At 73.1% G+C, this 14,848-nt stretch carries 9 protein-coding genes; 2 read left to right on the top strand and 7 right to left on the bottom strand.

What is annotated here, in order from left to right; all coding sequences use genetic code 11:
- Nucleotides 1–232: 232 nt before the first annotated feature.
- From glgB to NXY84_RS15075, 3 genes are all read right to left on the bottom strand, one after another.
- Complete coding sequence (glgB, locus tag NXY84_RS15085; RefSeq protein ID WP_258723880.1) at nt 233–2,416, bottom strand: 1,4-alpha-glucan branching protein GlgB; 2,184 nt, start codon at nt 2,414–2,416, stop codon at nt 233–235.
- 124 nt (nt 2,417–2,540) lie between these two features.
- Complete coding sequence (locus NXY84_RS15080) at nt 2,541–3,401, bottom strand: LacI family DNA-binding transcriptional regulator (protein WP_258723879.1); 861 nt, start codon at nt 3,399–3,401, stop codon at nt 2,541–2,543.
- Between the two features lie 58 nt (nt 3,402–3,459).
- Complete coding sequence (locus NXY84_RS15075; RefSeq protein ID WP_258723878.1) at nt 3,460–5,994, bottom strand: glycoside hydrolase family 2 protein; 2,535 nt, start codon at nt 5,992–5,994, stop codon at nt 3,460–3,462.
- 254 nt (nt 5,995–6,248) lie between these two features.
- Here NXY84_RS15075 and NXY84_RS15070 point away from each other — a divergent pair, with 254 nt between their 5' ends.
- On the top strand, nt 6,249–8,543 hold the full coding sequence (locus NXY84_RS15070) for an alpha-galactosidase (protein WP_396126247.1): 2,295 nt from the start codon (nt 6,249–6,251) through the stop codon (nt 8,541–8,543).
- A gap of 137 nt (nt 8,544–8,680) precedes the next feature.
- On the opposite strand, the gene NXY84_RS15065 is transcribed toward NXY84_RS15070, so the two are convergent.
- The 3 genes from NXY84_RS15065 to NXY84_RS15055 all read right to left on the bottom strand — a co-directional run bounded on the left by NXY84_RS15065 (nt 8,681) and on the right by NXY84_RS15055 (nt 11,850).
- Nucleotides 8,681–9,502, bottom strand: coding sequence for a carbohydrate ABC transporter permease (locus NXY84_RS15065; RefSeq protein WP_258723877.1), 822 nt, complete (start codon nt 9,500–9,502; stop codon nt 8,681–8,683).
- Complete coding sequence (locus NXY84_RS15060; RefSeq protein ID WP_396126246.1) at nt 9,499–10,449, bottom strand: carbohydrate ABC transporter permease; 951 nt, start codon at nt 10,447–10,449, stop codon at nt 9,499–9,501. Before NXY84_RS15060 ends, NXY84_RS15065 begins: the two co-directional genes overlap by 4 nt.
- Nucleotides 10,450–10,521: 72 nt before the next feature.
- On the bottom strand, nt 10,522–11,850 hold the full coding sequence (locus NXY84_RS15055) for an ABC transporter substrate-binding protein (protein WP_258723876.1): 1,329 nt from the start codon (nt 11,848–11,850) through the stop codon (nt 10,522–10,524).
- A 236-nt stretch (nt 11,851–12,086) separates the two neighbouring features.
- Between NXY84_RS15055 and NXY84_RS15050 the strand changes: the two genes are divergently transcribed.
- Complete coding sequence (locus NXY84_RS15050) at nt 12,087–13,343, top strand: ROK family transcriptional regulator (RefSeq protein ID WP_258723875.1); 1,257 nt, start codon at nt 12,087–12,089, stop codon at nt 13,341–13,343.
- A 47-nt stretch (nt 13,344–13,390) separates the two neighbouring features.
- Here NXY84_RS15050 and NXY84_RS15045 read toward each other — a convergent pair whose 3' ends face one another.
- The gene (locus NXY84_RS15045; protein WP_258723874.1) at nt 13,391–14,848 is read right to left on the bottom strand and encodes a maltokinase N-terminal cap-like domain-containing protein; all 1,458 of its coding nucleotides are present in this window, start codon (nt 14,846–14,848) and stop codon (nt 13,391–13,393) included.

Below are 14,848 nucleotides of genomic sequence, written 5' to 3'. Positions count from 1 at the left end.
CCGCCTGCAGGGCAGATGGCGGGCGCACCGCCGCACATGCGAGTGGTGGTGTCCCCGCAGTGCTCGTGGCCTTGGTCGTGCTGCTGCTTGGTCGTGCTGCTGCTCGGTCATGGAGCGGCGCACCGAGCGACGTCTCATGGGCCCTCGGGGCAGACGACGAAGGCGCCGGCCCACGGAGGGCCGGCGCCTCGATCGCGTCGTGGACGGAGTCAGCTCATTCGGGGATGAGGGCTCACTCGGGGATGAGGTACAGCGCCCCGAGCGGCGGCACCCGCAGCGTCGCCGAGAAGGCCCGGCCGTGCAGCGGCACGGCTTCCGCCTGGACGGAGCCCAGGTTCCCGACGCCGGAGCCGCCGTAGATGTCGGCGTCCGTGTTGAGGGCCTCCCGCCAGCGACCGCCCGAGGGCAGCGGCAGGCGGTAGTCCTCGTGGGGTGTGCCCGCGAAGTTGACCACCACGGCGACGACGCCGCCGGCGGCGTCACGGCGCAGGAGCGCGAGCAGGTTGTGGTCGGCGTCGTCGGACGTGAGCCACTCGAAGCCTGCGGGCGAGTGGTCCAGCTGCCACAGCGCGGAGTGCTCCTTGTAGAGCGCGTTGAGGTCGCGGACGAGCGTGTGCACGCCGCGGTGTCCGCCGTGGTCGAGCTCGTGCCAGTCGAGGCTGCGGCCCTCGGCCCACTCGGACGACTGGGCGAACTCGCTGCCCATGAAGAGCAGCTGCTTGCCCGGGTGCGACCACTGGTACGCCAGCAGCGAGCGGACGCCGGCGAGCTGCTGCCACTCGTCGCCCGGCATCTTGCGCAGCAGCGACCCCTTGCCGTGCACGACCTCGTCGTGGCTGATCGGCAGGATGAAGCGCTCGGAGTACGCGTAGACCATCGAGAAGGTGATCTCGTGGTGGTGGTACCGGCGGTTGATCGGCGTCTCCGCCAGGTAGCGGAGGGTGTCGTTCATCCAGCCCATGTTCCACTTCAGCCCGAACCCGAGGCCGTCGGCGTTCGTCGGGGCCGTCACGCCGGGCCAGGCGGTGGACTCCTCGGCGATCATCATCGTCCCGGGGTTGCGCCGGTAGGCGGTGGCGTTGGCCTCCTGCAGGAACGAGATGGCCTCGAGGTTCTCGCGGCCGCCGTGCACGTTCGGCCGCCACTGGCCGGCCTGGCGCGAGTAGTCGAGGTAGAGCATCGAGGCGACGGCGTCGACCCGGAGGCCGTCGACGTGGAACTCCTCGAGCCAGTAGGTGGCGTTCGCCACGAGGAAGTTGCGGACCTCGGCGCGGCCGAAGTCGAAGACGTAGGTGCCCCAGTCGGGCTGCTCGCCGCGCAGCGGGTCGGGGTGCTCGTAGAGCGGGGTGCCGTCGAACCGGGCGAGGGCCCACTCGTCCTTGGGGAAGTGCGCCGGGACCCAGTCGAGCAGGACGCCGATGCCGGCGCGGTGCAGGGTGTCGACGAGGTACCGGAAGTCGTCCGGGTGCCCGAAGCGCGACGTCGGCGCGTAGTAGCTCGACACCTGGTAGCCCCACGAGCCGCCGAACGGGTGCTCGGAGACGGGCAGGAGCTCGACGTGCGTGAACCCGAGCTCGAGCACGTAATCGGTGAGCTGTGCGGCGAGGTCGCGGTACGACAGGCCCTGGCGCCACGAGCCGAGGTGCACCTCGTAGACGCTCATGGGGGCGGTGTGCGGGTCGCGCTCCGTGCGAGCGACGAGCCAGTCGGTGTCGCCCCACTCGAACGCGGACTCGACGACGACCGACGCCGTGGCCGGCGGGATCTCGGTGCCCTTCGCGAGCGGGTCGGCCTTCTGGCGCCACGAGCCGTCGCGGCCGAGGATCTCGAACTTGTAGCGCGCGCCCGCGCCGACCCCGGGGACGAAGATCTCCCAGACGCCGCTCTCGCCGAGGGAGCGGAGCGCGTGGGTCGAGCCGTGCCAGTGGTTGAAGTCCCCGACGACGCGGACGGCGACCGCGTTGGGCGCCCACACCGCGAACGACGTCCCCTGCACCTCGCCGAGCACGCCCGGGTAGGTGCGGGTGTTGGCGCCGAGCACCGTCCACAGCTGCTCGTGGCGACCCTCGCGGATGAGGTGGCGGTCGAGCTCGCCGACGGTCGGGATGAACCGGTACGGGTCGTCGTGCCGCGTCGTGACGTCGCCGTAGGTCACGTCGAGGCGGTAGTCGGGGACCTGGTCGCCCGCGACCACCGCGACCCAGACCCCGTCCTGCTCGTGCCGGGCGGGCACCTCGCCGCGGTCGGTGACGACGACCACCGCGTCCGCGAACGGGCGCAGGGTGCGGATCGTCACGCCCCCGTCACCCACGTGTGCGCCGAGCACCGCGTGCGGGTCGTGGGACGTCCCGTGCGCGACGGCGGAGAGGACGTCCGAGGACACGGGAACGCTGGGGAGGTCGTCCGATCGGCTCATGTCCCTACCCAACCACCAGGAGGCCCGGGCCGCATGGGACACGGCGTCGCGCCGGGGTGGAGTCCCTGGTCAGGGCCCGATCGGAGCGGAAGTCGGTGGTCGCGGGCGGCGCTGAACCCGGCGTTCAGCCGGCCGCCGGCGCCGGAACGAACGCTGCGGTCGTGCCGCGTGTGACGAGGCGGGGGAGCTTCGCCTCGTAGGAGGCGACGGGGCCGCCCGCGACGACGTTGAGCACGCAGTCGGCCACCTGGGTGCCCATCGCGTGCACGTCCAGGCTCATCGCAGACAGCGGGGGGTGCGCGAGCCGGCACAGCGCCGAGTCGTCCCACGCGAGCAGCGACAGCCGCTCCGGGACGGGCACGCCCATCTCGCCGGCCACGCCGAGCCCGGCGACGGCCATGACGTCGTTGTCGTAGACGATGGCGGAGGGGGCACCCCGGCGGCCGAGCAGCGCGCGCGTCGCCCGCGTGCCCGACGCCTCGGTGTAGTCGCCCTCGAGCACCGTGCCGTGCACGCCGAGCCGCTCGCACTCGCCGACGAACGCGTCCGTACGGTCCTGGGTGTGCGCGAGCGCGTGCGGGCCGCTGACCCGCGCGATGTCACGGTGCCCGAGCGCGACGAGGTGCCGGACCGCGTCGCGCGTGACCTGGGCGTTGTCGATCCAGACGTTCGAGAACGGCAGGTCGCCGCGCGGCCCGCCGACCACGACGGTCGGGATGCCCAGCTCGAGGAGGACCGGCAGGCGGGGGTCGTCGTCGACGAGGTTGACCACGACGACCGCGTCGACCATCTCGCCCTGCCCCCAGCGCCGGTACGCGCGGATCTCGGCCTCGTGGTCGGGGACCACGTGCAGCAGCAGCGAGCGGCCGTCCGCGGCGAGGGTCTCCTCGATGCCGGCGATGAGCTCCATGAAGAAGGGCTCGAGACCGAGCATGCGGGCGGGGCGCGCCAGCACGAGTCCGACGGCGTCCGCCCTGCTCTTCACGTCCGCCAGCCTAGACCTGCCGGCACGCACCGCCCCGCCGCCCTCCGGGTGACGGGCGTCAGGCCGGCGTCCGGACGGCCGCTCGCAGGGGTGCCAGGTCGTTCGCCGTCCGCAGCACCGCCGGGTCCGTCAGGTCCGCGGCGCTGAGCCGGGCCGAGGTGCGCACCCGGAACGACGCACGGCCGCCCGCCGGGAGCGTCACGAGCGCCTCGTCGACGGTCGCCGCCGGGTCGACGCGGTCGGCCAGGATCGTCACGTCGCGGGCGAGCGAGCGGGCCACCACGTCGACCCGGTAGCCGCCCTCGACGCCCGTCACCGTCGCCTCGAGCGGTGCTGGGTCGAGCGCGAGGTCGACGTCCTCGACCCAGGTGTGCACGGTCGTGACCCCGTCGAGGCGGGCGACCAGCACCTCGGCGGCCGGGTCGCCAGGGGCCGCGAGGTCCGCGGGCAGCGGCAGCGCGGTCACCGAGCGCGCGCCGACGCGGACGTCCATCGTGGCCTCCGCGAGCGTTGTGCCGTCGAGGCGCTGGCGCGAGACGTGCATCGTCGCGTGCCACAGGTCGCCGGTGTCGTTGACCGCGACGAGCGCGTCGTGGCCGTCGCGCTGCTGCACGGTGAGCAGGCGCGGCGCGTTCGCGTTGCGGAGCGCGTACCAGAGCGGCTTGGGTCGCTCGTCGCCGTCGACCGCGGCCCACGAGGTCACCGGCCAGCAGTCGTTGAGCTGCCACACGACCGCCCCGGCGGTGCGCGGCCACCACGAGCGGTAGTGCTCGATCGCGTAGGCGACGGCGCGGGCCTGGTTGAGCTGGGTCGCCCAGTGCCAGTCGGCGAAGGCCTCGGGGACACCGAGGTGCGGCGCGAGGCCGCGGTCGAGCTTGCCGTTGCCGTCCTCCGCCTTCTGGTGCAGCAGGAAGACGGGGTCGGTCTTGGCGAGCGGCGCGCCGTCGGGGTTGCGGACCGCGCGCTGCAGCGTCGACCACGTCGGCGGTCCCTGGAACCCGAACTCCGAGCAGAACCGCGGGACGTCCGCCCGGTACGCGGCGTAGTCGACCCGGTTCCACACCTCCCACTCGTGGTGCGTGCCGTGGTCGGGGTCGTTCGGGTGCACGACGTCGAGCGCGAACCCGGGGGAGTACGGGCTGCCGTCGGAGTACGGACGCGTCGGGTCGAGCTCGGCGACGACGCGCGGGAAGAGCTCGGTGTAGTAGCGGTGGCCCCACGTGCGGCCCTCGAGCTTCTCCTGCCAGCCCCAGTCCATGAAGCCCCAGAGGTTCTCGTTGCCGCCGTTCCACAGCACGAGCGAGGGGTGCGGGGTCAGGCGCGCGACGTTCTCGCGGGCCTCCGCCTCGAGCTCGGACCAGTGCGGGTCCTCCTCCGGGTAGGCGGAGCACGCGAGCAGGAAGTCCTGCCAGACGAGGATCCCCTTCTCGTCGCAGACGTCGTAGAAGTCCTCGGTCTCGTAGATCCCGCCACCCCACACGCGCAGCAGGTTGAGGTGCGCGCCGAGAGCCTGGTCGACGCGGCGGGCGATGCGTTCGCGGGTGATGCGGGTGAGGAAGTGGTCGTCGGGGATCCAGTTGGCGCCCTTGACAAAGACCGGGCGGCCGTTGATCCGGAACGTGAAGGCCGTCCCGCTCTCGTCGGCCGAGGTGTCGAGCTCGACGGTGCGGAAGCCGATGCGCCGGTGCCAGGTGTCGAGCGGGGCGCCGAGCGCCACGCCGCCCGGGGCGCCGCCGGAGTCGGCGACGTCGAGCGTGACGTCGAGGTCGCTCAGCGGCTGCGCGCCGTGACCGGCGGGCCACCACAGCGGCGCCTCCGGCACCTCCAGGTGGACGACCGCCGTGGTCGCGCCGGCCTCGAGGGTCACGGTCGCCTCGGCGCCGTGCACCGTCGCCCGGACCACGAGCTCCGCGTCGCGCGACCCGGCGAGGCCCGAGCGCTCGACGTCGACGTGCACGGCGACGCGCCCGGTGCCCGTGGGGTCGACGGTGACGAGGGGGCGGACCTGCGCGAGCCGCGCGGTGCGCCACCGCTCGAGCCGCACCGGCTTCCAGATCCCGGCGGTCTGCAGGTCCGGGCCCCAGTCCCAGCCGAAGCTGCACGCCATCTTCCGGACCATGTTGAACGGGTGGTCGTACGCGGCGGGCCGCGCGCCGAGCCGCTCACGCTCGGCCTCGGCGTGCTCGAGCGCCGACCGGAAGTGCACGGACAGCGCGTGCTCACCCGACACCAGGCCCCCGCGCACGTCGACGCGGTAGGAGCGGTGCTGGTTCGCGGTGCGGGCGACGACGGTGCCGTCGAGCGAGACGGTGGCGACCGTGTCGAGGCCCTCGAAGACCAGGTCCACGCGCTCGTCGGGCGCCGGCTCCTGCGTCGCGAACGTCAGGTCGTACTGCCAGTCGGCCCGGTGCGCCCAGACGAGCTCGGCCTCGTTGCGGTCGAGGTACGGGTCCGGGATCAGGCCCGCGGCGAGGAGGTCGGTGTGCGCGCTGCCCGGGACGGACGCGGGGACCGTCCGGCCCGCGATCGCGTCGGGGACGGGGCCGCCTGCCGCGCGGAGCGTCCAACCCTCGTGAAGGTCCTGCGTGATCATCGTCGGCCCGCTCCTGGGTCTCGGAGGTCCCGCGCGCGGTGCACGCGTCGTCGCGTGCGCCCGTCGGACGACGTGTCACCGCGTCGTGCGTGTCGTCGAGGCAGGTACCCTGGTGGGGCCAATTCTTAGGCAACTGAACAAAGTAAGTCAACCGACCGTCGGCGACCGGTGGGCCGCCCTGCACCCCGGGCGCGGCCGGACCGCCGAGCACGGCGGTCGACCGCTCACCGACCCGCGAAGGAGCTGGTTGTCCCGTGGATGCCGCCGAGGCCCTGACCCTGACGTTCCCGCCCACCGGCCCGCCCGACGGCGCCCGCGACGTGCGCGACCGCCTCGTGCACCTGCGCGCCGCCGGGGTGGGCGTCGTCGTCGACCTCGGCGGCGTGACCCTGCCGCGGCTGCTGCACTGGGGCGCGGACCTGGGCGACCTCTCCGGGGCGTCGCTCGCCGCGCTCGCGCTCGCGTCGCGCCCGGTGCCGCTCGGCTTCCCGGTGGACGGGGAGGTCGAGATCGCCGTGCTGCCCGAGCAGTCCGCGGGGTTCCTGGGCACGCCCGGGCTGACGGGGCACCGGGACGGCGCGGACTTCTCGACGGCGTTCCGGGTCCTGCACGCGGTGCTCGTGGGACCCGGCGGGTTCGCCGGGCCGGCCAGGTCCGGTGCCGCCGCGGAGCCCGACGAGGGCGAGCGGCCCGGCGGGCCGAGCCACGCCACCGGGTCCACGCTGCTCGTGGTCGAGGCGCGCGACGCCTCCGCGGGCCTCGACCTCCGGCTCGTGCTCGAGCTCACCGCGTCCGGGCTCGTGCGCCAGCGCGCGCGTGTGACGAGCACGGGAGAGGGCACGTTCACGCTCGACGGGCTCCTGCTGACGCTGCCCGTCCCGGCCCGGGCGACCGAGCTGCTCGACTTCACGGGCCGGCACCTGCGCGAGCGCAGCCCGCAGCGCACCGGCTTCACGCACGGCACCCGGCTGCGCGAGAACCGCCGCGGGCGCACCGGGTACGACGCCGCGTTCCTGCTCGCCGCGGGCACGCCCGGGTTCGGCAACCGTCGCGGTGAGGTCTGGGGGCTGCACACCGCGTGGTCGGGCAACCACCGGACCCTCGCGGAGCGGAGCCACTACAACGCGGGGCTGCTCGGTGGGGGCGAGCTGCTGCTGCCCGGCGAGGTGCGGCTCGGCGCGGCGGAGAGCTACACGAGCCCGTGGGTGGTCGGCGCGTACGGCCGCGGGCTCGACGACGTCTCGGCCCGGTTCCACCGCTGGTTCCGCGAGCGCCCGCACCACCCGCACAGCCCGCGGCCCGTCGTGGCGAACACGTGGGAGGCCGTGTACTTCGAGCACGACCTCGGCCGGCTCACCGCGCTCGCGGACGCGGCCGCCGCCGTCGGGGTCGAGCGGTTCGTGCTCGACGACGGGTGGTTCGGCGGGCGCCGCGACGACACCACGAGCCTCGGTGACTGGTACGTGTCGGCCGACGTGTGGCCCGACGGGCTGGGTCCGCTCGTCGACCACGTGCGCGGCCTCGGCATGGAGTTCGGGCTGTGGGTCGAGCCCGAGATGGTCAATCCCGACTCCGACCTCGCGCGCGCCCACCCGGAGTGGATGCTGCAGGCGTCCGACCGGCTGCCGCGCGCCGCGCGCCACCAGCAGGTGCTCGACCTGGCCGAGCCCGGGGCGGCCGCGTACATCCTCGAACGCCTCGACGCGCTGCTCACCGAGTACCCGATCGCGTACCTCAAGTGGGACCACAACCGCGACCTCGTCGACGCCGGCCACGGGCCGCGGCGCACCGCCGGGGTGCACGAGCAGACGCTCGCCGTGTACCGCCTGCTCGACGAGCTGCGGCGGCGGCACCCCGGCGTCGAGATCGAGTCGTGCTCGTCGGGCGGCGGGCGCGTCGACCTCGAGATCCTCGAGCGGACCGACCGCGTCTGGACGAGCGACTGCATCGACGCGCTCGAGCGCCAGCAGATCCAGCGGTGGACCAACCTGCTCGTGCCGCTCGAGCTGCTCGGCGCGCACGTCGGCTCCGGTGCGGCGCACAGCACCGGTCGACGTCACCCGCTGGAGTTCCGGGCGGGGACGGCGCTGTTCGGGCACCTCGGCATCGAGTGGGACCTGCGCGAGGCCGACGAGGCGCAGCGCGCGCAGCTCGCGGGGTGGATCGCGCTGTACAAGGAGCTGCGGGGGCTGCTGCACACTGGCACGTCGGTGCACGCCGACGTCGCCGACCCGGCGTACGCGGTGCACGGCGTCGTCGCGCCCGACGGCGCGGACGCGCTGTTCTGCGTGGTCGCGACGGCGACGTCGACGCAGAGCCCGACGGGCCGGCTGCCGCTGCCCGGGCTCGACCCCGGCGGGCTGTACCACGTGCGGCCGCAGGCGCCGGCGCACGTCGTCGACGGCGTCGCGAGCGGGTACCTGCACCTGCCGTGGTGGACGCCCGAGGGCGTCACGCTGCCCGGGCGGGTGCTCGAGGACGTCGGCGTCGAGGCGCCCGTGCTGTTCTCCGAGCGGCTCGTGCTGGTCCGGGCCACGCGCGTGGGCTGAGACCCGCGGCGGTGGGTCCGGCGGGCCCACCGCGCCGACGACGAAGGCCGGGCACCTCGCGGGTGCCCGGCCTTCGTCGTGAGTCCGTCGGCCCGGCCGCTCGCGCGGCGGCAGCGGCCCTCCGCGGGGTGCGGCCGCTACTTCGTCGCGCCCGACGTGAACCCGTTGTAGATGTACTTCTGCAGCGCGAGGAACGCGAGGAGCGTCGGTATCAGCACGATGATCACGCCCGCCGCGATGACCTCCCACTGCCCGCCGAACGGGCCCTTGAACCGGAACAGCGACGTCGAGATGACCCCGAGGTCCCGGCCGGGCATGTACAGGAACGGCGTGTAGAACTCGTTGTAGACCGCGATGCCCTTGATGATCACCACCGTCGCGATCGCCGGCTTGAGCAGCGGCAGGATGATCCTCCGGTAGATCGTCAGGTGGTTCGCGCCGTCGAGCGTCGCCGCCTCGTCGAGCTCCTTGGGGATGCCCCGCAGGAACTGCACGAAGATGTAGATCGACACGATGTCGGTGCCCATGAACAGCGCGATGGCGGCCCACCGGGTGTTGTACAGGCCGAGGTTGTTGACGATCTGGAACGTCGCGACCTGCGTCGTGACGCCCGGGACGAGCGTCGCCAGCAGGAACAGCGCGATCACGGTCTTCTTGAGCCGGAACTCGAACCGGTCGATCGCGTACGCGGCCATCGTGCCGATGAGGATCGTGCCGGCCACCGAGAACAGCAGGATGAACGCGGTGTTGGCGAAGCCCTGCACCATCTTGCCGCGCGTGAACGCCGTCACGTAGTTCTCGAGGTTGAACCAGTTCCCCGGGGCGTCGAACGGGCCCGTGGTGAAGAACTCCTGGTTGGTCTTGAGCGACGCCATGACGATCACCGAGATGGGCAGGAGCGTCACGAGGCACGCGAGGACGAGCGTCGCGTACTTGGCGGTCTTGGCGACGTAGCTCACGTCAGGTTCACCTTCTCCTCGGGGACGACCTTGCGCTGGACCCAGGTCACGACCAGGACGATGACGAGCAGGATGACCGCCATCGCGGAGCCGAGGCCGACCTTGAGGCTCTCGAACGCCATGTCCACGGTCTGGATGACGAACGTCGCGGTCCCGTTCGCGCCGCCGGTCATGATGAACGGGATCTCGAAGACCGCCAGGCTCCCGGAGATCGCCAGGATGAACGACAGGCCGATGATCGGCTTGATGCTCGGCGCGATGATGTAGCGGAACTGCTGGAAGCGGCTGGCCCCGTCGAGCTCCGCGGCCTCGTACAGCTGGCCGGGGATAGACTGGATCGCCCCGAGGAACAGCACGAAGTTCAGGCCCATGTACCGCCACACGGACGTGCTCGCGAGCGAGATGTTGTTGATGTCCGGGTTGCCGAGCCACTGCTGCTGCAGGTTCTCCGCGCCGAACAGCGCCAGGATCGAGTCGAGCGTCCCGTCCGGCTTGAAGAAGAACACGAAGATCAGGGCGATCGCGACGCCGTTGATCAGGTAGGGGAAGAACAGGATCCCCTTGAACAGATTCCGGAACCGGGTGCTGAAGCTGAGGATCGTCGCGAAGTACAGCGCGAGCGCCATCTGCACGAAGGACGCCGCGAAGTAGTACAGGCTCACGTAGAAGACCCGGAACAGCTCGGGCCGCGTGAACACCGCGACGTAGTTGTCGAGCCCCACGAACTCCTTGGTCTTGTCCAGCCCGTCCCACGAGGTCAGCGAGTACCAGAACATGTTCACCACCGGCAGGTAGGTGAACACCACCAGCAGGACGAGCGGGACGGCGAGGAACACGTACGGTGTCCCTCGCCAGCCCCACCCGCCGCGCGGCTTCCTCGCGGTGGCAGGCAGCTGGCCGGCCTCGATCCTCGTCCCGGCGGCTTCCGCCCGGACCACGTTGCTCACGCCGGCCATCTCACGCTCTCCTGCCTGTCACCACGGGTCACCGACCTCCTCGTCCTGGGCCCAGCGGGCCCGTCAGCCCTCGACGGCGGCGCGACCGGCCGCCCACTCCGAGTTCAGGTCGTCGAAGATCTGGTCCTTGGTCTCGCCCGACGCGCCGCGTGCGGCGTCGACGATCCGCTGGCGGTAGTCGGGGGTGTTGGTGCCGACCTCGGACTCCGCGTCGATGTCCGCGAACAGGCTCTCCTTGCCGGCGGGCGCCGGGGTGAGCTCGAGGTACTCGACGCCGAGGGCCTCGAAGTCCTTGAGGGTGTCCGGCGTCGGGCCCTCCTTGAGCGGCGAGAGGCCGCCGTTCGCCTCGGCGTAGCCGGACTCGGTGTTGAACCAGTCGATCCAGGCGCGGGCCGCGACCTTGTTCTCCGAGTTCTTGTTGATCGCGAGGTTGTAGTCGCCACCGACCGCGGCGTAGAACGTGCCGTCGACCTGGTGCGGGAACGGCAGGTAGCCGATCGTGTCCGCGCCGGTGCCGGCGTCCTCGGCGGCCGCCTGCATCTGCTGGATCGCCCACGACCCGAGCACCATCGAGCCGATCCTGCCGTTCGCGAGCAGGCTCTTGGACTCCTCCCAGTTCGTCGTGGTCGGGTCCTCCTCGGTCAGGCCCTGGTTGACGACGTCCCAGAGCAGCGAGTCGATGACGTAGTGGTCGGTGCCCTCGGTCCACGGCGCGTCGGACTGCGCCATCTCGTTCACGTAGTCCGGGTTGGCCGTGATCTCGCCGCGGTGGCCCTCCCACTGCGTGAGCGGCCAGCCGTCCTTGTAGTTGGTGTACAGCGGGACGACCTCGGGGTCGTTCTCCTTGATCGCCTTGAGCGCGTCGACGAAGTCCTCGGGCGTGGTCGGCGGCTCGGTGATCCCCGCGTCCTCCCAGACCGTCTTGTTGTAGACGATGCCCTGCGTGTTGCCGACGACCGGGATGCCGTACGCCTGGCCGTCGAACGTCTTGTCGCGCAGGAACCGGTACTCCGTCTCGAGCTCCTCGACGTCGCCGAGGGGCTCGAAGAAGTCGGGGAACTGGTCGGGCGTGACGGTGCCGACGACGCCGAGCACGTCCCCGTAGTCGTCGGTGTTCATGCGGGTGCGGACCTCGCCCTCGTAGTCCGTGAGGCCCTCGAACTCGACGTCGACGTCGGGGTACTCCTCGTTGAACCGCTCCGCGTACTCGTCGAACGTGCCGTCCTCGAGGAGGTCGGTGCGCCACGTGAGGACCAGGAGGTCGCCGGAGGGGGTGCCGTCCTCGTTGGCCTCGGCGGACTCGCCGCCGCCCGAGCAGGCGGCGGTCAGGGCGACGGTGCTGGCGATCGCGGCGACGGCGAGCAGTCGCGTGCGTCGTGCGTGAGGGAACATCGTTGATCCTCTCTCGGCCCGGCACCTCGGCGTGCCGGCGGGGGTGGGCGGTCCTTGCCCGGCGGAGGCGTCGGTCGACCCCGCTCTGTGTGGCATTCTTAGGCAGCCGAACAAAGTAAGTCAATCCGCGTGTCGTCCCGGTCTCGCCCCGACGCTCGATCGTTACATTGGGGACCTGCGGGCGGGGGCGCGCCGACGGCCGGGGCGACCGCCCAGCACCAGACAGGAGAGCCAGCGTGAGCAGTGCCAACCTCGGGATGGCGCACACGAGCAGTCGGGCGGCGATCCTCGACGTCATCCGCGCCGCGGGCACCATCAGCCGCGTCGAGCTCACGCGGGCCACCGGGCTCACCGGTGCGACGATCTCCACGGTCGTGCGCCGGCTCATGAACGACGGGCTCGTCGTCGAGGCCGGGCGCGCGGAGTCGACCGGCGGCAAGCCCCGCATGCTGCTCCAGCTCGACCCGTCCGCGCGGTTCGCCGTCGGCGTGCACCTGGACCATGCGGGGATCACGTACGTGCTCGCGAACCTCGGGGGAGCGGTCGTCGCGCGCTGGCGCAAGCCCGGTGCCGGGGCCGACGACCCGCGCGAGGTCGTCTCGCGCATCGCCGCCGAGATCGACGGGATCATCACGCGCGTCGGCATCGACCGCACGCGCGTGCTCGGTCTCGGTGTCGTGTCGCCCGGGCCCATCACGGCGTCGGTCGGCATGGTCCTGACCCCGCCGAACATGCGGCGCTGGGCCGACTTCCCGCTCGGCGACGCGCTCGAGGACGCCGTCGGCGTGCCCGTGCTGCTCGACAACGACGCGACCGCCGCCGCGATCGGCGAGTACTGGGCGGGCGGCATCGAGACGACGTCCGCGTTCGCCGCGTTCTACATGGGTACCGGGATCGGGGCGGGCATCCTCGTCAACGGGACCGTCTACCGCGGCGCGAGCTCCAACGCGGGCGAGATCGGGCACATCTGCGTCAACATCGACGGCCCGGAGTGCTGGTGCGGGAGCCGGGGGTGCGTCGAGGCGCTCGCGGGACCCACGGCGGTCGTCGCCCAGGCGCAGGCCCGCGGCCTCGACCTCGGCGGCGCCGACCGTCCCGTGTCCGCGCAGTTCGCGGCGGTCGCCCGTGCGGCGCTGAGCGGCGACCCCGTCGCCGCGGAGATCCTCGCCTCGTCGGCGCGCTACCTCGGCGTCGCAGCCCAGACCCTCGCGAACGTCATGGACCTCGAGCTCGTGGTGCTCACCGGGCCGGCGTTCGCCCTCGCGGGGTCGCTCTACCTGCCCGCCGTGCAGGAGCAGCTCAGCCGTTCGTTCTTCGCGCGCGCGAGCCACCCCGTGCGCGTGACGATCTCGACGAACGCGCCCGAGGCGGCCGCCGTCGGCGCCGCGGCGCTCGTGCTGCAGAGCGAGCTCGCACCGCGGCACTCCGGAGTGCGGCTGCCCCCCGAGGTCGCCGGCGAGGTCTCGGCGCAGGAGCTCGCGACGCTCGCCTGACGCAGCGGCTCCCGGCCGGACGCTCGCGCGCCCCGCCGGGACGACCGTCAGCCGACGAGGCGCTCGACCGCCCGCAGCGGGATCGACAGCCACGCGGGCCGGTTGCGGGCCTCGTACACGGCCTCGTACAGCGCCTTGTCGAGCTCGAGCGCGCGCAGCACGTCCTCGGTGTGCGCGCCCGCACCACCACCCGGCGCGCCCTCCTCGCCCGACGAGCCCGCCACGTACCCCGCGAGGAGCGCCGCGCGCGCGTCGTCGGCCCACGCGTCGTCCCCGGTCCCGGCCGTCTCGAGCCCCCGGCCCACCGCCGTGGCGTAGTCGAACGAGCGGAGCATGCCCGCGACGTCGCGCAGCGCGAGGTCCGGTCGCGTCCGGGCGGCGACGGGAGCGAGCGGCTCGCCCTCGAAGTCCGTGACGAACCACTCGTCGTGCGCGCGCAGCGCCTGGCCCAGGTGCAGGTCGCCGTGGATGCGCTGCGGCGCGGGCAGGTCGGTCAGCTCCGCGGTGCGCGCGGCGAGCGCCTCGACGCCGTCGGCGTACTGCGCGAGCTCCGGCACGAGGCCGGCGGCCCACCGGTAGCGCGCCCGCACCGCGTCCGCGGTCGCCGCCGCACGCTCGTCCGCGCTCCCCGGGTCGTCGGTCGGCAGGGCCGACGCGAGCGCCGCGTGCATCCCGGCGACGACCGAGCCGAGGTCGCGCGCCAGGTCCGCGAACGACTCGCCGCGCTCCGCCATCGCGCACGCGAGCTCGAAGCCGTCCTGCGCGCCGTCGACGAACTCGCTGAGCACCGCGAGGTGCCCGTGCACGAGCGAGCCGTCCTCGGGCCACTGCGCCTCGAGCCACCCCAGCGGCCGGGGCACGTGCACCCAGCCGCCGCGCGCGAGGGCCCGTGGGACGTCGACGTCGGGGTTGTCCCCGGGCGCCAGCGCGCGGAAGACCTTGAGGATCGCGGCGCCGTGGGTCGCGTCGCCGGCGCCGGGCGGACGCGTCTCCGCGGTGGCTGCCGGCGCGTCGTCGGAAGCCACCACCGGGTCGCTCGCCGGGAGGATCACGGAGGTGTTCGACTGCTCGCCGGTGAGCACGCGCGCGTGCTCGGCGTCGACCGGGGGACGCGGGCCGTCGGCCGCGGACATCCAGGCGCGCAGGAACGCCGGGTCACCGACGCCGTCGCGCACGTGCATCGGCGGCGAGCCGACCGTCCCGATCCACGCCGGGCCCGCCTGACCGGGCCGGGCGCCCCCGACGGTGGGCCCGTCGTCGGTCGCGGTGCGGTCCGGGCGCATCGTCACGGGCACCTGGAGCACGGTGTCGACCCCGGGCGCCTCGGCGCGCACGAGCAGGATGCGCACGCGCGCCTCGTCGCGCGGGTCGGTGAGCGTGAGCCCGCCGACCGCCGTGAGCCGAGCCTCGGCGCCCTTGACCGGGAACCACCGGCGGTCGGGCAGCCAGTCCGCGAGGAGCCGCACGACGGCGTCGTCGGTGGGCTCGTGGTCCGTGACGGCCAT

The sequence above is a fragment of the Cellulomonas sp. NS3 genome, from assembly GCF_024757985.1.
Classification (GTDB): Bacteria; Actinomycetota; Actinomycetes; order Actinomycetales; family Cellulomonadaceae; genus Cellulomonas_A.
This window is presented reverse-complemented; position numbering and strand designations above follow the sequence as displayed.